Below are 17,251 nucleotides of genomic sequence, written 5' to 3' on the forward strand. Positions count from 1 at the left end.
GCCTATTTGTATAGTATATTTTGTTAAACTTTGTTTTATTAAACTATCAGGTATTTGAAGGGGAAATGAGAAAATGAGAAAAATTGCTTTGTTATCGATAGTAACAGCGACTGCACTGACGGCAGCAGGATATAAAATACCGGAAAACTCGGTCAATGCGGTAGCACTTTCAAATGCCTATGTTGCAAACGCACACGGCGCCGATGCAGCGTATTATAATCCCGCAAATATGGTCTTTAGCGATAATAGCGGCGGAACTATGGAAGTCGACTTGACCTATGTAGGGCTTTCTGAGATAAATTATAAAAGTACGGATGCAACGGTTAATATATCATCAAAAGGCGAAAACTTTCTTATTCCCACGTTTCATTATGTCTCACCAAAAGTAGATAATTTTAGATTTGGACTTTCTATTGTCAGTCCTGCAGGCTTGTCGAAAAAATGGAGTGATGCACCGGCATCTACGACTGCTAAAGAGTTTGCACTTCAAACTATTGAAATAAATCCGACTGTAGCATATATGTTGAACGAACAACTGAGTATGGCATTTGGTATCAGGGGGATTTACTCTAACGGTATCGTTAAAAATGCTTATTATGAGATGGAAGGGAAGAGCTTTGACTGGGGATATAATCTGGCAGTAACGTTAAAACCGAACAAAGACACAAATATCGCATTGACTTACAGATCGGGAGTAGACCTTCATCTAAGCGGTGATACATCGACAACTGCGACTACGATAAACAGCGGTGTAAAAGTTCTTTTACCGGTTCCCGCTATCATAAGTCTTGGGGTATCACATACTTTTGGAGAGTCGACGACTCTTGAAGCAGTTTTAGAACATAATGTCTGGTCGGCTTACGATAAACTGGATTTTGATTTTGATAATGCGACAAATGAGACAGTCTTAGGCGGATCTCATGTAAAGAACTGGAAAGATACAGATACTGTTCGTATAGGAGTGACCCATACGTATGAAAAGGTTACTGCAATGGCAGGCTTTGCCTATGATCCTTCACCGATTCCTAATAAGACACTCGGGTACGATCTTCCGGGTTCAGATTCAAAGATCTTTTCGCTTGGAGGACGTTATGACCTTACGAACTCTATAAATGTCGGTCTGGCAGGGCTTGTATCTTTAAAAGATGACAGAGAAGTAAATAACTCCTCAATAAACGGAAAATTTACTAATTCACATGCTTATTTGCTCACCGCAGGTCTGGAGTATAAGTTTTAATGGTATTAAAATATCCATATAAAAATTTTTATGAGATGGTAGTCTCAAACGCTGCCCTTCTACCGAATAAAAAAGTGGTCTTTATCGATGATGAGAAGATCACAAATAAAGAGCTCTTGGATAAAGTCGATTCTTGTGCAAGGTTTTTAGAGATCAGCGGTCTGAAAGCTGATGACAGGGTGGCTTTGATCCTGCCGAACTCTTTAGAGTTTTTAGTATCCGTTTTTGCTGTTTGTAAACTCGGCGGAGTGGTCGTACCGATAAATAATATGTTAAAGCGTGACGAATACGAGTATATTTTAAACGACTGTGAAGCGAAGATACTTATAACATCTGTAAATTTTGAAAAAGAGACAAAAGGACTTTCACAGACGACACCGGTTCAAAAGACGATCTGGATAGATGAAGCACCCGATATGGATGAAGACAACATACTTTTGGGGAAGGTCGAATATTCTCATCCGCAAAAAGAGAGCTTAGATGCGGAGTGTCCTGTAGATGTAAGCAAAGAACTGGATGATCTTGCGGTCATATTTTATACATCGGGCACTACTGGAAATCCAAAAGGTGCGATGCTTAGCTATAAAAACATCTTTTCAAATCTTGTCGCTGGAAGTATGTTATTTGATATTCGGCAAAAAGACAGGTTCATTATCTATCTCCCTATGTTTCATGCTTTTACGTTTTCGATCATGATGCTTCTCCCGATCTTTTCAAGTTCTTCCATTGTCATTGTCCGTAAGCTGCTGCCATTTAGCAATATCATTAAGCAGACACTTTTAAAACGCGTGACAGTATTCTTAGGTGTTCCGGATATTTATAATGCTCTTATCCGTGCAAAACTGCCTTGGTATTTTTTATGGTTTAACTCTATACGCGTGTTTATATCGGGTGCATCGGCACTTAGCGAAGATACGTTAAACAGATATACCAGAGTGTTTAAGCGGGCGAAGATGCTTGAAGGGTATGGTCTGAGCGAGTGTTCACCGGCTGTTTGTGTAAATACGCTAAAATTTCAAAAAGCATATTCTGTCGGAAGACCCTTACCCGGTTATGAAATAAAGATTGTAGATGATGAGATGGTCGAGGTCGCCATTGGTGAAGTCGGTGAGATCATCGTGCACGGGGATTGTGTTATGCAGGGGTATTTGGGCAATCCACAGGCAACAGATGAGACGATCATCAACGGCTGGCTTCGTACCGGAGATCTGGGTAAAATAGATGAAGACGGTTTCGTTTATATAGTCGATCGTATAAAAGATATTATAATATCCAAAGGGATAAATATTTATCCTCGCCAAATCGAGGAGGAGCTTATGCATCTTCCTTATGTGAAGCTTTGTGCCGTAGTCGCAAAACAGGATGTTCACAGCGGAGAGATCCCTATAGCATTTATTGTTTTAGATGACGAGGTAGACAAAGCTGAGATAACACAGGCGAAGGTCAAACAGGATCTAAAAGACAGACTGGCAAATTTTAAAATACCGAGATCATTTCATTTTGTGGAAGATCTACCAAAAACAGCAACAGGAAAGGTTCTTAAACGCCTACTCAAAGAGCGGTTAAGAGAACAGGGAAAAATTTGAAAAACGTAATTAATTTTATAGAAAACGAAGATGTAGTAAAAAGTGAACTATTTGCACAATTAAAATGTAGTGAAGCTGAAGTAAAAATCTTGCAGCAGCTAGTTAAAAAATATCTTCAGGGAAATGAAGATATGTTGGTATTGGAGGTTTTACAGGACCTTTACGGTACGGAAGAGTACAGATATCTTGACCATTTGGCAGACATAAAAGTGCTGCTGGAACTTGGATGGATCAACCAGAGAAGTTTCACTCCCGTAAAGATAAGCGAGGTTACAAACCTTGAACTTCTAACGGGTGTCGTAGGACTTACTTCATCATTTTTAAAACTGCTTGAAGAGGGAAGCTTGGAAATGTCACTTCCTGACGTCAAGCCATATGCTGATCATCTAGAGTATCTCCAAGATCAGTTCTTTAGAATAGAGATGTATCAAAAGATGAGTTCTATCCGTCATAACGTGCATGAACACTCACTCGGTATCGACCGCATCCAAAACAAGTTGAAGCTTCTTGAGACTAGAATAGCCGAACGTATCGCGCAGACGGCGGAAGATATAGTGCTTGACAAGTTTTTTAAACAGAAAAAACTGGAGAAAAAAGAGGAGATCATCTTCTTGGCTCTGCTTCGCGAGGAGTATAATGCAACAGATGCTTCATTACGAGAGATGACGGCATTAATTGATCTGATCTCATTTGACGATTACGACCGTATCAAAAACCGTTCTCTTTTAGAAGACGGTTCAAAACTGATAAGCGAAGATATCATCGATTATGAAGAGATGTTAAATCCTTTTGGCGGGATATCAAGATCTTTTTATATAACTGATGAGATCCTTCAGTCGATCATCCACCCTCAAAAGAAGAAAAAGGTCACAAAACTCAAGCTCGATATGCTGATAAAAGATCAGGATATTTTTGAACTTATCGATCCTGATACGAATCTTGATGATGTTGTCCTTAATCCGAAGACCAGAGAGACTCTGCACAGTCTGATGCGCCAAGTCGATAAGGAAGTGGTCGCGCGTCTGGTCTCATGGGGAGTAAAAGATAAAAAAAGCGGCATCGATGCACGTATCATCTTTTACGGTGCACCGGGAACAGGAAAGACTATGACAGCGCATTCTCTTGCAAAATCCTTAAAACGTCAGGTACTTAGTTTTGACTGTTCAAAGATCCTTTCTATGTATGTCGGTGAGAGTGAAAAAAATGTGCGTAAGATCTTTGATACATACTATGAGCTAACAGCAAAGACAAAAACGGAGCCGGTACTACTGTTAAATGAAGCAGACCAGTTCTTAAGTGCTCGTTCAAGCGGTCCTGGAGGCGGAGCAGAGCAGATGCATAACCAGATGCAGAACATCTTTTTAGAACAGATCGAGAACTTTAAAGGTATTCTTGTCGCTACGACGAACCTGCTTGAGAACATCGATGTAGCATTTTCAAGACGTTTTAATTATAAGATAGAGTTCAAAAAACCTGATGAGAAACAGCGTCGTGAACTGTGGAAGAAGATGCTTCCGCATGGTGCCCCTTATGAAGAAGGATTTGATGTAGACAAGCTTGTACGCTATTCATTGACGGGTGGTCAGATACATCTGATCATAAAAAATACTGCTTACAGCGTTGCTGTGAAAGAGGATCCTCTTTTTACATTAGAGGACTTTATCGTCCATATCGAGAAAGAGAAATCCGGTAATTTCGATAGCGAAAAATCTATGGGATTCCTGATATAAGATTACTAAACGACTCAATTTGCCTCTATTTTTATGTTACAAAACGACACGAAAGTTAAAATAATATAATTTTTGTGTTTCCCTTTGTGACATTCAACCATCTTCTTTTATTAACACTTCTTGCTTTAAAGCTCTTTTTGCTATAGTGCATCCAACTGTTTTTTCAACACTGTGAGTAGTATTACAAAATTTAATGTAAACTGCTTTATAATGTTTGAAAACAAAAATAAACTAAGGTAGGGTGTATGGAGCATATTAACACTGCAAATACATATTTTGGGGTATTTGTACTATTTGCATTAACATTTGGTGCGTTCTTTACTACAACGATTATTGCAAGACTTGCAAGTCGTGCAATGGCGACAAAAGATACAGAAAAAATCAAACTTTCTGTGTATGAATGTGGACCTGAGATAACAAAACAGCCAAACAGATTATCTCCGCAATTTTATCTGTTTGCGTTACTTTTCATACTTTTTGATGTTGAGATCGTTTTCATGTTCCCATGGGCAGTAGATTTTAAATATCTTGGTTGGTTTGGATTCGTCGAGATGATGACATTTATCTTATTACTTGCAATCGGTTTTGTATATGCATGGAAAAAAGGAGCCTTAGAATGGCACAACATAAAGTAAATTATACGCAGAATGCCGGACTACCGGTAGCTCTCACAACAATAGACAAAGTTGTAAACTGGGGACGTTCAAATTCACTTTGGGCGCTTACATACGGTCTGGCTTGTTGTGGGATCGAGATGATGGCTTCAGGTGCATCACGTTATGACTTCGACCGTTACGGAACGATCTTTAGAGCATCTCCTCGTCAGGCTGATGTTATGATAGTTGCAGGGACACTGACAAAAAAACACGCTGAGTTTATTAAGCGTCTATACGATCAAATGACTGAACCAAGATGGGTTATCTCTATGGGTTCATGTGCGAATACAGGTGGTATGTTCAACACTTATGCAACGGTTCAGGGGGCTGACCGTGTTATTCCTGTTGATCTTTATCTTCCGGGTTGTGCACCTCGTCCTGAAACGTTACAGTATGGCGTGATGCTTCTACAAAAGAAGATCCGTGCTGAAAAAGCGATCAAAAACCAAAAAGCAAAAAGGTTAATGTAATGAGAGCATATACACCTAAAGATGACGTACAGGCAAAGCCGTACTACACAGATAGATTTTATGTAGCTCCTCAAGTACCAAAGCAAGATGTAGAGAGCGATGAAGTCTTTGCAGCTGATTTAGCGGCTATCAAAGCGAAATTCGAAGTTTTAGACGCGTATATCCAAGTTGAGCAGATGGTTGTATACATCAACGCTAAAGACAACTACGGAGTACTTGAACTTTTACGTGATGAACTTGAATACACACAGCTTTCAGAGATGAGTGCTATTGACTGGATCGCAAAAAGCAGCCAGTTTGAGATCTTTTATCAAATGCTTTCAATGGGGAAAAGAAAACGTATCCGCATCAAATGTTTCATCGGTAAAGATGAAGCTATCAACAGTGTTGAAAAACTTTTTCGCAGTGCAGACTGGTCAGAGCGTGAGATGTATGATATGTTCGGAATCGAAGTAAATAACCATCCATTCTTGAAACGTATCCTTATGCCTTATGACTGGGAAGGTTTTCCACTTCTTAAAACATATCCGCTTGAGGGTGACGAGTTCGCTCAATGGTATGAAGTTGATAAGATCTACGGAAAAGAAGCTCGTGATGTCATCGGACCTGAAATCCGTGATACTGCACGTGTAGACCGTTATGATAGTGAGCGTTTCGCTCGTTTAGGACATGAAGTTCCTAAAGGTACTAAGATTACTGGTAACGAACCTAAGACTCCGCTTGGATACCAAGAAGAGGGCGGTGTATTCTTAATCGATAGATTCGATGAAGAAAAATCAGTAATTATCACAGACAGGGATAGGTAAGCTCATGCAACAACAAAATAGATTAAGACCGTTTTTTGAAAATATTACGTTTGATCGTGACGACAATGAGATGATCCTTAACTTCGGGCCGCAACACCCGTCTGCGCATGGTCAGTTACGTCTTATGCTTCATCTGCAACAAGAGATGATCGTAAAAGCACATCCGGATATCGGATATCTTCACCGCGGTATGGAGAAGATGGCTGAAAACATGATCTACAACGAGTTTATGCCGACAACAGACCGTATGGACTATATCGCATCAAGTTCGAACAACTACGGATTTGCTCTTGCAGTAGAGAAACTGATAGGTCTAGAAGTTCCTCGCCGTGCAAAAGTTATCCGTATGATGCTTTTAGAGATGAACAGACTTATGTCTCACCTTTTCTGGTTGGCTACGACTGCACTTGATATCGGTGCTATGACAGTGTTCCTATTTGCTTTCCGTGAGCGTGAACATCTTATGGACTTAATAGAAGATTATTGTGGTGCGCGTCTAACTCATGCGGCTATCCGTATCGGTGGTGTTCCATTGGATATTCCGGATAACTTTATTGCGGATCTAAGAACATTCTTGGACAAACTTCCTGCAAATATCAAAGACTACGAGGATCTTCTTGATTCTAACCGTATCTGGCGTATGAGAATGGAAGATGTAGGTGTGATCTCTAAAGAGATGGCACTTTCTTGGGGATGTACTGGGCCTATGCTTCGTGCTAGCGGTGTTGCTTGGGATATCCGCAAAGAGGAGCCATATGAGCTTTATGATGAAGTAGAGTTCAAAGTTCCTGTTTCTGATAAAGGTGACAACTTTGCACGTTACCGTATCTACATGGAAGAGATGAGACAAACTGCTCATATCTTGTATCAAACGATAGACATGTATGAAGAGACTGTTAAAAACAATCAAACAGAGTTGATGGCTCATGCACCAAAATATATCTCTGCTCCTAAGCTAGATATCATGACTCAAAACTACTCTTTGATGCAGCACTTTGTGCTTGTCACTCAAGGTATGCGTCCTCCTGTAGGAGAGGTTTATATTCCGACTGAATCACCAAAAGGTGAACTTGGATATTTCATACACTCAGAGGGCGGTCCATATCCGTACCGTTTAAAACTTCGTGCGCCGTCTTTCTGGCATACGGGTATTTTAACAGACTTACTTCCTGGACACTATATTCCAGACGTTGTTTCAATTATCGGTACGACTAACATCGTATTTGGTGAAGTAGATAGATAAGGATTAGCAATGTTACGTTACGATTTACGTCATCTTAAAGACGATTTTGAACCAAGAATGAAAGAGATACTAAAATCTCATCCGGCTGGACAAGTCGGGATATTCTTATTTGAAGTGGGTGATTTTACTCCTGTTCAGCGTTCTGCTGACTTGGTAAAAGAATCAGGGTATGAGCTACTAAACTCATTAAAGTTTAACGAAGTCGATTGGACTGTCGTAGTTAAAAAAAGTTAGGAAGTTATTTTGAGTAAAGTCTATTTTTCCACTTGGAATGGTGAATTTATCAACAACATAAACAAACCTGAAGATCAGTGGGAAGAATCAGCATATAACTTGCCGGTGCAGTACGACGCACACCGTGAATCAAAAGCATTCATCGGTTGGGACGGCGTAGCGGTATTCAATGCAGATGTGGATGTTATACGTCTGGCAACTGAATACGCAGCACAATACCAAGTTTATTCAGAAGCGTGCGGACGCTGTGCACCTGGAAGATGGGGCGGAAGAATACTTTATGATATGCTTGATAAAATTGCTCGCGGTGAGGGTGACATCTCTGATCTAGATCACTTAAAAGAGATCAGTAAAAGTATGCAGATCACTTCAAAGTGTGAGATAGGTAAGACTGTTCCAAATCCTATTTTGGACCTTATGACACATTTTGAAGATGAGTTTATGGCTTGTATCAACGATAAAAAACCATCGAAACATTACGATGCAGAGATCAACTATATAGCAAAGATTACTGCTCCATGTACTGATGCGTGTCCGGCTCATGTCGACATCCCGGGTTATATCGAGGGTGTAAGAGATCTTCGTTTTGACGATTCTCTTATGGCAACGCGTCAGACTATGCCTCTAGCGCATACATGCGGACGTGTTTGTCCGCATCCTTGTGAAGATGCATGTCGCCGTACAAACCTTGATGAGCCTATATCGATCATGGAACTTAAACGTCTTGGAGCCGACTATGAAACGGATCATGGTTTTGGTTTCTTCCACCCGGAAGAACAAAAACCGAAACTTGACAAGAAAGTAGCCGTAATCGGTGCAGGTCCTGCAGGTCTTACGACTGCATATTATCTGGCGCTTGAAGGTATCGATGTCGATGTTTATGAAGAACTTCCGGTTCTTGGCGGTGAAGTCGCTGTCGGTGTCCCTGAATACCGTATGCCGATTGACAAGTACAACAAAGATATCGAATGTGTCAAAGATCTTGGTGTTAATTTTATCGTTAATACGAAAGTCACTGCGGATATGATGCGTCAGTTTGAAAAAGACTATGATGCTGTTATGGTCGCAACGGGTACGAGAATATCTAAGAAAGTATATGCTGATAATGAAAGAGCAGAGATAAAAGGTTACTGGGGAGCGATAGATTTCCTTGATAAAGTAAATCTTTTTGAAAAATACGGTTATACGATCGATAAAGCTGACCAAGATGAGAACCTTTTAACTACTGATTATGTCGATCTGACTGGCAAGACAGTCGTTTGTGTCGGTGGTGGTTTTACATCTATGGACGTTGTTCGTTGTTCGATCCGTGCAAATGCAGAAAAAGTATATATGATCTATCGTAGAGATGAGAGAACTATCATCAACAATACGACATATGAAGAGTATCATGAAGCGGTCGAAGAGGGTGTTGAGTTCCTTTTCCACTCTGCAGTCGCGGAGATAAAAGATGAGAACGATATCTTAAAATCTCTTATCGTCGATAAGTTCGAACTGGTTCCTGATCCAAATGGAGGACGTGCTCAACTTGTGAAGATAGAGGGTGCGTCTTACGAGATCAAAGCTGATTATCTTATCCCGGCGGTAAGTCAAAGTGCCGATCTTAAACTTCTTCCTGAAGAGTGGGAGATCGAGATGACTTCATGGGCGACTATTAAGACAAACGGGAAAGATTATATGACATCTCGCAAAGGCATCTTTGCTTCAGGAGACTGTGAGTATGGTCCGATGACTATCGTTAATGCGGTCGGTCAGGCAAAACGTGCAGCTTCTGTAATAGCAAGATATGTCCAAACGGGTGAAGTGACTTTGACTGATGATGAGATCATGGAAGACCACCTTCGTAAACTTCGTGTCTATGACAAAAAAGAGAAGATCACGGGCTGGCTTCCTGGATTGCCTCGTGAAGTGAGTGTGAAACTTGACGTCGATGACCGTAAGTACAACAACAAAGAGGTGAACTTAGGTTTCACTCAAGAAGAAGCTCTAAGTGAAGCTGACAGATGTATGCGTTGCTACTATATTGCAATGACAGCGGTTTAAGGGGATTGGATGAGTAATTTGATTAACTTTAAAATTGATGGCAGAGCAGTAATAGCAAAAAAAGGCGAGACTATTTTGACTGTGGCACGTCGCGAGGGGATATATATCCCAACGATGTGTTACATCTCTAAGACTACGCCATGTGCATCTTGCCGTATGTGTGTTGTTGAAGCAGAAGGTGTGGATGGTTTAGTGCTTTCTTGTAATACGCCTCCGACTGAGGGTATCGAGATCACGACTAATAGTGATGTCCTTCATCAAGAACGTACAAACATCATGAAACTTTATGATGTAAACCACCCTTTAGAGTGTGGTGTATGTGACAAATCTGGTGAATGTGATCTGCAAAATAAGACATTAGAGTTTGGTGTTGCAAAGCAGAACTTTTCAGCACGTGATCAACACCGTAAGATAGAGAACTGGGGGCTTATCAACTATGATCCGTCACTTTGTATTCTTTGTGAGAAATGTGTTCACGTATGTAATGAAGTCATCGGTGATGATGCGATCGATCTGCAGTTTGGTGGATATAAATCGAAAGTCATTCCTAAAAACTCTGATACGTTAGACTGTACGTTCTGTGGTGAATGTATCGCAGTTTGTCCTGTGGGTGCACTTGTAAGTTCTGACTTTAAGTACACTGCAAATGCATGGGAACTTTCTCGTGTTCCGGCGACTTGTGCACACTGTTCAGCAGGATGTGCTCTAGAGTATGAAGTAAAACATACAGGTATCGCATCTACGGCAAACAGTATCTACAGAGTGAAAAACAACTTTGAATTCAGTTCACTTTGCGGTGCAGGAAGATTTGGTTTTGACTTTGATAACAAAGCATCTAAGAATGAAGCGGCATTTAGCAAAGCTGTTGAAGCTATTAAAGGTACGACAGCTATCAGATTTAGCTCTATGATAACAAATGAAGAGGCTCTTATCCTTCAAAAGTTAAAAGAGAAACTTGGTATCAAACTTTACAATGAGGATGCAAGAAAATTCGCAGAATTTATGAATGCATATGCAAGTGTTAGCGGTAAAAAACATCACAGTGCGACACTTGAAGCTGTTAGAAAATCAGATGCAGTCATCATCATCGGTTCGATGATAGCGACAGACAATCCTGTTGTAAGATATGCGATGACGACAGCTGCAAAGCATAACGGTGCGAAGATAGTATATGCACATCCGGTAGAAGATGCATTGATGCAAAACACGATCACTCAGTTCTTAAAATATGAAGTAGGGACTGAAGAGGGCGTTGTAGCACTATTGGCAAAATACCTTCTTCGCGATGCAGATCTGAGCGATGACGAGAAAAAATACTTTGAAGGTCTTGATGACGGATATCTAAGTGCTGAAAGTAACATCGGTGAAGATGAACTTGAGCTTATGATGAAGTCACTGACAAGAACAAAAAACAGAGTACTGATTATCGGAAACGATATTATGGCTCATAAAGAGGCAAAAAATATAGCAAAACTAGCGGCTATGATCGAAAAATACAGTGACTTCTCGATCCTTGTAGTACCGCGTGATGTAAACACGCTGGGTGTCAGTCTTACATGTGATCTTGATGAAGACGATAACTCTGCTGACGTAGTTGGATATAATGCTGTCGGTAATTTTGTTATATCAAGCCTGAATGATGCTGACTTGGCAGTGGCTTCTCTTAACCAGCAAGAGGGGACGTTCGTTACGATTGACAATCGTGTAGTCCCTACAAATGCAGCACTTGCATTTGATGGTTATGAGTTAAATGATATTGCAAAAGAGTTTGGTATCGGCAAAGCAAATACAGTAGATTTTACGCAAGAGTTACCTGTAAGTAGTGGATTTAAAGCTGTTGATTTTGATAGTCTTGAAAACTTTTTATCAAATTTAGGGGATGACGTAAGAGGTTATCTGTTGGATGAGATCGAAGTTGAGATGAACGGCGTATTAAGTGATGTAGAAGAACTTCCTGAGTTTAACGGAACGATTATCTATAACGTAAATCCTGTGTTACAGTTTAACGCTTATACAAATCTTACTAAACAGCTTGAAAAGGATACGACTTTAAGGGGATCGGCACAATTTGCAGCTGCTGCAAAAGTAAGTGACGGAGATAAAGTCGAGATCAGTTTCGGCGGTAAAAGTATCGTTCGTACATTCAAACAAGAGGAATCTTTAAAAGGGACAATCGCTTTAAATCCTACATTTGATTTTGATGAAAGTACAACTGCATACAGATTTCAAAAATCTAAAATTATGAGAGTGAATCATGAGTAATATTACGATTAATATAGATGGTCGCGAAATACAAACGACTGAAGGGGAGTTTATATTAAATGCTGCACGTGCAAATGACATATTTATTCCGGCAATATGTTATCTTACACGTTGTAGTCCGACTTTAGCATGCCGTATCTGTCTCGTTGAGGCAGACGGTAAACAGGTATATGCTTGTAATGCTAAAGCAAAAGATGGTATGAACATCACGACATCGACTGAAAATATTGAGACGGAACGTCGTGCAATAATGGAAGTCTATGATGTAAACCATCCTTTGCAGTGCGGTGTCTGTGACCAATCAGGGGAATGTGAACTTCAAAACTATACATTGGAGATGGGTGTAGATTCTCAAAGCTATGCTATCAAAGATGTTAAAAGAGAAGTAAAAGACTGGGGACATATACATTACGATCCGGGTCTTTGTATAGTTTGTGAAAGATGTGTGACTGTCTGTAAAGATATGATAGGTGACAACTCTTTAAAAACTGTAGCCCGCGGTGCTGATGCTATCGATAACGAGTATAAAGAAAGTATGCCTAAAGATGCTTATGCAATGTGGAATAAGCTTAACAAATCTGTTATCGGTCTGACAAGCGGCGAAGAGATGCTTGATTGTACATCTTGTGGGGAGTGTGCATCTGTTTGTCCTGTCGGAGCGCTTGTTGATACTCACTTTATGTATGAGTCAAATGCTTGGGAACTTCGTCAAGTACCTGCAACTTGCGGTCACTGTAGTGCAGGCTGTCAAATTAACTATGACATCAAACACACAGATATCGAAAACTCAGATGATAAGATATACCGTGTTATGAACGAATGGAACTATGTATCACTATGTGGAGCCGGACGTTACGGATATGATTATCAAAACACTGTCGAAGGTAAAGATGAGACTGCATTCGCTGCTGCATTAGAAGCGTTCCAAAAAGCGGATACTATCGAGTTTACTTCGACTATCACAAATGAAGAAGCATTGATACTTCAATCGTTAAAAGAAAAATTCGGATACAAGCTTGTTAACAACGAAGCAAAATCATTCCAAACTTTCTTAAATGATTACAGTGAAGTAAGCGGGAAGTCACTTTACGGAAGCGATCTTCATGAAGCTCACGCAGCAGATTTCATTATCTCTGTCGGAACAGCGCTAAAATCTGATAATCCGAATGCAAGATATGCATTTAACAACTCTATGACACTTAATAAAGGTGCCGGACTTTATTTCCATCCGGTTAAAGATCCTGTTATCGAAGGCATGGGTAAAAATGTGATGAGCATCAATCATGCTCCATTGCAAGAAGAAGCGGTTCTATATCTTTTACTTGACCTGTTCGCAGATAAATCAAAATTGCCGGCAAGCGTAGCTGAGTATATAGCGTCATTCCATTCAGAAAAGACGATCACGGTAGAAGAGACTATAAAAGAAAAAGTAGTCGAGATCGTAAAAGTCAAAAAAGTAAATGAAGAGACGGGTGAAGAGGAAGAGGTAGAGGAAGAAAAATCTACTATGGTCCCTAAAAAAGTATCTAAAGAGGTTCAAGTAGATGAAAACCGTCTTTTAGAGATACTTGGCGCACCAGCAAATTTTACGGAAAGTCTAGAGAAGTTCTTAGCGAAGAAAGAGAATTTCTCACTTATCGTAGGACCGGATCTTTATACGCATCCAAATGCAAAAAACCTAGCAAGACTTGTAGCACTTATTGAAAAATACAGCGCATTCAAACTTGTTATGATCCCGTCACTTACAAATACATTAGGTGTATCACTGATCTGTGAACTTGATGATGCCAAAGGCAGCTACACTGTTGGATATAACACGAAAGGTGACTTTACTCTTAGCGCATTAGGTAACGGCGATTTAGATATGCCGGCACTGAATCAGCAAGAGGGGACTCTTACAAGTATAGACAAACGTGTTAACCCGACAAATGCTGCTTTACCTCATAAAGGTTATGTGCTAAATGACATTGCAAATGCTTTAGGTCTTGCATCTAAGTATACGGTAGATTACACGCAGAAACTTCCTGTTACTAAAGGGTTTAAAGCAGAGTTGTTTGACAACCTGCCAAACCATTATGAGAATGACGGTACGGAAGTAAGAGGATATGTGTTAGAAAATAAAGACGTGAAGACAACTGGCGATGAAAGTGTTGAAGCTATATCAGAAGCTAAACTGGAAGGAACTCTAATCTATTTGGCAAATCCTGTCCGCCAGTTCACTGAGTTTACAAATAAAACGACTAACCTTAAAGAGGAAGCGGGTATCTACATGAGCGCGTCTTTCCTGGAATCGAGTGATTTCAATGAGGGAGATATGGTTAAAGTGAAGACTGAGTCCGGTGAAGTAAGTACTAAGATCATCAGTGACAACAAAATAGAAGGTGCGATAGCGACTCTTCCTACTTTTGATTCAAATCTAAATTCAGAAAGCTTGTTTAGCGGCTACCGCTTTACTCAAGCTACAATACAAGGGGTGTAAGTATGGATATGGCATATTTAATCGAAACGATAGTAAAGATCGTTGTAATTATGTTGATCTTTTCTGCATTAGCAGGATTGGGTACATATTTTGAGCGTAAGGTTCTTGCATTTATGCAACGCCGTTTAGGGCCGATGAGTGTCGGACCTTACGGACTTTTACAAGTTGCCGCAGACGGTATTAAACTATTTACGAAAGAGGATATTATTCCTACAAACGTAGTAGCACCGATATTTAAGTTTGCACCGGTCATCACTGCTGCAACAGCATTTATGGCAGCAGCTGCGATCCCGTTTTGGCCGCAGTTCACTGTATTTGGTTATACGGTTCATCCGATCGTTGCAGATACTGAGATAGGACTTTTATATGTACTTGCTGTAATGGCGATCGGTCTGTACGGGCTTTTACTTGGCGGTATGGCTTCTGCAAATAAGTTTTCACTTATCTCAGCAGCTCGTACATCTGCGATATTTATCTCTTATGAGGTAGTAACAGGATTGTCACTGCTTGCACCGATCATGATCGTTGGATCGTTTTCACTGATCGATTTTAATAACTATCAAGTAGGCGGGATAACACATTGGTTAGTATGGACTCAACCGGTGGCATTCATCCTTTTCTGGATAGCTGCATTTGCTGAAACTGGTCGTACACCGTTTCACCTTATCGCGAACGATCACGAGATCATCGACGGTTTCGGTACTGAGTACTCTGGTATGAGATGGGGTCTTTTCTTCATCGGTGAGTATGCGAATATGTTCTTTATCTCGTTTGTGATCGCTTTAGTGTTCTTAGGCGGATTTGGAGATGGTGGAGTTATGGGTGCTTTAGCATTGATCGCTAAAGTCGCATTTTTCTTTTTCTTCTTCTTATGGACTAGAGCTGCATGGCCTGACGTAAGACCGGATCAATTGATGTGGTTATGTTGGAAAGTGCTTATGCCGATAGCTGTAATAAACGTAGTCGTTACCGGCTTAGTTATGATGTTTTAAGGGGTGGTGATGAGTATAGAACAATTTAAAAACAGAAATGTAGGCGATGATTACTTTTTAGTAGACATCGAAGATTATCCGACTGACGGTTGGGGTAAATTCAAACGTGTAGTAAAACGTACATTCAAAGGCGAGCTTTTTGTCGGTCTTTGGGTAGTTTTACGCGAGATGATCAAGTTTGATATCCATACAGTCCAATATCCAAAAGAGAAGATGCCGATAGGTCCAAGATACCGTGCGGTTCACGAGATGAAACGTCTTTGGGAATCTGGTACTGAGAGATGTATCGGTTGTGGACTTTGTGAGAAGATCTGTATCTCTAACTGTATCCGTATGGAGACTCGTATAGATGAGAATTCTCGTAAAGAGGTAAGTGAATACAGCATCAATCTTGGACGTTGTATCTTCTGTGGTTATTGTGCAGAGGTCTGTCCTGAGCTTGCGATCACACATGGACCGAGATATGAGAATGGAAGTGAGCAAAGAGCGCACTTTGTAATGTATGAGGATATGTTAACACCGATCGACATGCTTAAAGCTGGTCAGCAGCAAGAGTTTGAAGGTTTCGGTGCAGTAACACCACATGAAGATGAGCGTGTCAAAAAGACACCTCTAGCATATTAAGGAGTATGAATGTTTGAAGCAATAGCTTTTTATCTGTTTGCAATTTTGACAATTGTTATGTTTTACATCGTTGTAACAACAAAACAAGCACTATTTGCACTGACTGCGTTGGCAGCCGGGATGATTTTTATATCGGCATTTTTCTTTATTTTAGGTGCTGATTTCCTTGGAGTTGTCCAGATTATCGTTTATACAGGAGCTGTAATGGCTCTATATGCTTTTGGTATGATGTTTTTCGATACGACAAGAGAAGTGAAAGAGAAAAACGGTTCATCTCTTATTATCATGGGATTATCGATTTTATCTGCGGTATTTGTAGTAGCTATATTCTCTGCTCCGATCATCGGTTCAAATATAGAGTCTCTTTATCCTACCATAGAGGGTGCGACTAACTCTCAATCTGTGGGTATGGTTCTATTTACTAAATATCTTGTTCCGTTTGAACTTGCAGCGGTCATGTTACTTGTAGCCATGGTTGCGGGTATCGTACTTGCAGGTAAGAAAATGGATAGATCATTAACTCTTATGGCTGAAGAGGAGATATTACTGTCTCAAGAAGCTAACAAAAAGGTGATTTTATGATGGAAATCGGTTTAACACACTATCTAATATTAGCAACGATCCTTTTTTCAATTGGTTTGATCGGGGTTATGAGACGTAAGAATCTTTTGATGCTGTTTTTTGCAACGGAGATTTTATTAAACGCAGTAAATGTCGGTTTTGCGGCTATTTCACATTACTATAACGACCTAACAGGTCAAATGTTTGCGTTTTTTATCATCGCTATCGCTGCATCTGAAGTTGCTGTAGGGCTGGGACTGCTTATCGTTTGGCATAAACGTAACGGTAATATTAATCTTGACACTATGTCATCAATGAGAGGATAAAA

General features: G+C 40.2%; 15 protein-coding genes. All 15 read left to right on the forward strand.

Annotation, left to right across the window (positions count from 1 at the left end):
• Nucleotides 1-73 precede the first annotated feature (73 nt).
• The 15 genes from WCX87_RS01320 (at nucleotide 74) to nuoK (ending at nucleotide 17,249) form a co-directional block, all read left to right on the forward strand.
• Nucleotides 74-1,237, forward strand: coding sequence for an outer membrane protein transport protein (locus tag WCX87_RS01320; RefSeq protein WP_345980241.1), 1,164 nt, complete (start codon nucleotides 74-76; stop codon nucleotides 1,235-1,237).
• Entirely contained in the window at nucleotides 1,237-2,823 is a 1,587-nt protein-coding gene (locus WCX87_RS01325; protein WP_345980242.1) for a long-chain-fatty-acid--CoA ligase, read from the forward strand. Before WCX87_RS01320 ends, WCX87_RS01325 begins: the two co-directional genes overlap by 1 nt.
• A complete protein-coding gene (locus WCX87_RS01330; RefSeq protein ID WP_345980243.1) occupies nucleotides 2,820-4,553 on the forward strand; it encodes an ATP-binding protein in 1,734 nt (577 codons plus the stop codon). The genes WCX87_RS01325 and WCX87_RS01330 overlap by 4 nt, the downstream gene beginning before the upstream one ends.
• A gap of 245 nt (nucleotides 4,554-4,798) precedes the next feature.
• Nucleotides 4,799-5,188: an NAD(P)H-quinone oxidoreductase subunit 3 gene (locus tag WCX87_RS01335; protein ID WP_345980244.1), complete on the forward strand. Its 390-nt coding sequence runs from the start codon at nucleotides 4,799-4,801 to the stop codon at nucleotides 5,186-5,188.
• Nucleotides 5,170-5,679: an NADH-quinone oxidoreductase subunit B family protein gene (locus WCX87_RS01340; RefSeq protein ID WP_345980246.1), complete on the forward strand. Its 510-nt coding sequence runs from the start codon at nucleotides 5,170-5,172 to the stop codon at nucleotides 5,677-5,679. Before WCX87_RS01335 ends, WCX87_RS01340 begins: the two co-directional genes overlap by 19 nt.
• A complete protein-coding gene (locus tag WCX87_RS01345; protein WP_345980247.1) occupies nucleotides 5,679-6,485 on the forward strand; it encodes an NADH-quinone oxidoreductase subunit C in 807 nt (268 codons plus the stop codon). The genes WCX87_RS01340 and WCX87_RS01345 overlap by 1 nt, the downstream gene beginning before the upstream one ends.
• Nucleotides 6,486-6,489: 4 nt before the next feature.
• On the forward strand, nucleotides 6,490-7,728 hold the full coding sequence (gene nuoD / locus WCX87_RS01350) for an NADH dehydrogenase (quinone) subunit D (RefSeq protein ID WP_345980248.1): 1,239 nt from the start codon (nucleotides 6,490-6,492) through the stop codon (nucleotides 7,726-7,728).
• Nucleotides 7,729-7,737: 9 nt separating this feature from the next.
• On the forward strand, nucleotides 7,738-7,962 hold the full coding sequence (locus WCX87_RS01355; RefSeq protein WP_345980249.1) for an NADH-ubiquinone oxidoreductase subunit E family protein: 225 nt from the start codon (nucleotides 7,738-7,740) through the stop codon (nucleotides 7,960-7,962).
• Nucleotides 7,963-7,971: 9 nt separating this feature from the next.
• Nucleotides 7,972-10,005, forward strand: coding sequence for an FAD-dependent oxidoreductase (locus WCX87_RS01360; protein ID WP_345980250.1), 2,034 nt, complete (start codon nucleotides 7,972-7,974; stop codon nucleotides 10,003-10,005).
• A 9-nt stretch (nucleotides 10,006-10,014) separates the two neighbouring features.
• Nucleotides 10,015-12,267, forward strand: coding sequence for an NADH-quinone oxidoreductase subunit G (locus WCX87_RS01365; protein ID WP_345980251.1), 2,253 nt, complete (start codon nucleotides 10,015-10,017; stop codon nucleotides 12,265-12,267).
• Nucleotides 12,260-14,746, forward strand: a complete 2,487-nt coding sequence (locus WCX87_RS01370; RefSeq protein WP_345980252.1) for an NADH-quinone oxidoreductase subunit G — start codon at nucleotides 12,260-12,262, stop codon at nucleotides 14,744-14,746. The genes WCX87_RS01365 and WCX87_RS01370 overlap by 8 nt, the downstream gene beginning before the upstream one ends.
• A gap of 2 nt (nucleotides 14,747-14,748) precedes the next feature.
• Nucleotides 14,749-15,738, forward strand: coding sequence for an NADH-quinone oxidoreductase subunit NuoH (gene nuoH / locus WCX87_RS01375; RefSeq protein ID WP_345980253.1), 990 nt, complete (start codon nucleotides 14,749-14,751; stop codon nucleotides 15,736-15,738).
• A gap of 9 nt (nucleotides 15,739-15,747) precedes the next feature.
• The gene (nuoI, locus tag WCX87_RS01380; protein WP_345980254.1) at nucleotides 15,748-16,362 is read left to right on the forward strand and encodes an NADH-quinone oxidoreductase subunit NuoI; all 615 of its coding nucleotides are present in this window, start codon (nucleotides 15,748-15,750) and stop codon (nucleotides 16,360-16,362) included.
• A 9-nt stretch (nucleotides 16,363-16,371) separates the two neighbouring features.
• The gene (locus WCX87_RS01385; RefSeq protein ID WP_345980255.1) at nucleotides 16,372-16,944 is read left to right on the forward strand and encodes an NADH-quinone oxidoreductase subunit J; all 573 of its coding nucleotides are present in this window, start codon (nucleotides 16,372-16,374) and stop codon (nucleotides 16,942-16,944) included.
• Nucleotides 16,941-17,249, forward strand: a complete 309-nt coding sequence (nuoK, locus tag WCX87_RS01390; protein ID WP_345980256.1) for an NADH-quinone oxidoreductase subunit NuoK — start codon at nucleotides 16,941-16,943, stop codon at nucleotides 17,247-17,249. Before WCX87_RS01385 ends, nuoK begins: the two co-directional genes overlap by 4 nt.
• Nucleotides 17,250-17,251: the final 2 nt, after the last annotated feature.

It is taken from the genome of Sulfurimonas sp. HSL3-2 (genome assembly GCF_039645965.1).
Taxonomy (GTDB): Bacteria; Campylobacterota; Campylobacteria; order Campylobacterales; family Sulfurimonadaceae; genus Hydrocurvibacter; species Hydrocurvibacter mobilis.

Coding starts and splice junctions, on each gene's coding strand:
- WCX87_RS01320 (WP_345980241.1), top strand. CDS start 74: ATGAGAAAAATTGCTTTGTTATCGATAGTAACAGCGACTGCACTGACG.
- WCX87_RS01325 (WP_345980242.1), top strand. CDS start 1,237: ATGGTATTAAAATATCCATATAAAAATTTTTATGAGATGGTAGTCTCA.
- WCX87_RS01335 (WP_345980244.1), top strand. CDS start 4,799: ATGGAGCATATTAACACTGCAAATACATATTTTGGGGTATTTGTACTA.
- WCX87_RS01340 (WP_345980246.1), top strand. CDS start 5,170: ATGGCACAACATAAAGTAAATTATACGCAGAATGCCGGACTACCGGTA.
- WCX87_RS01345 (WP_345980247.1), top strand. CDS start 5,679: ATGAGAGCATATACACCTAAAGATGACGTACAGGCAAAGCCGTACTAC.
- nuoD (WP_345980248.1), top strand. CDS start 6,490: ATGCAACAACAAAATAGATTAAGACCGTTTTTTGAAAATATTACGTTT.
- WCX87_RS01355 (WP_345980249.1), top strand. CDS start 7,738: ATGTTACGTTACGATTTACGTCATCTTAAAGACGATTTTGAACCAAGA.
- WCX87_RS01365 (WP_345980251.1), top strand. CDS start 10,015: ATGAGTAATTTGATTAACTTTAAAATTGATGGCAGAGCAGTAATAGCA.
- WCX87_RS01370 (WP_345980252.1), top strand. CDS start 12,260: ATGAGTAATATTACGATTAATATAGATGGTCGCGAAATACAAACGACT.
- nuoH (WP_345980253.1), top strand. CDS start 14,749: ATGGATATGGCATATTTAATCGAAACGATAGTAAAGATCGTTGTAATT.
- nuoI (WP_345980254.1), top strand. CDS start 15,748: ATGAGTATAGAACAATTTAAAAACAGAAATGTAGGCGATGATTACTTT.
- WCX87_RS01385 (WP_345980255.1), top strand. CDS start 16,372: ATGTTTGAAGCAATAGCTTTTTATCTGTTTGCAATTTTGACAATTGTT.
- nuoK (WP_345980256.1), top strand. CDS start 16,941: ATGATGGAAATCGGTTTAACACACTATCTAATATTAGCAACGATCCTT.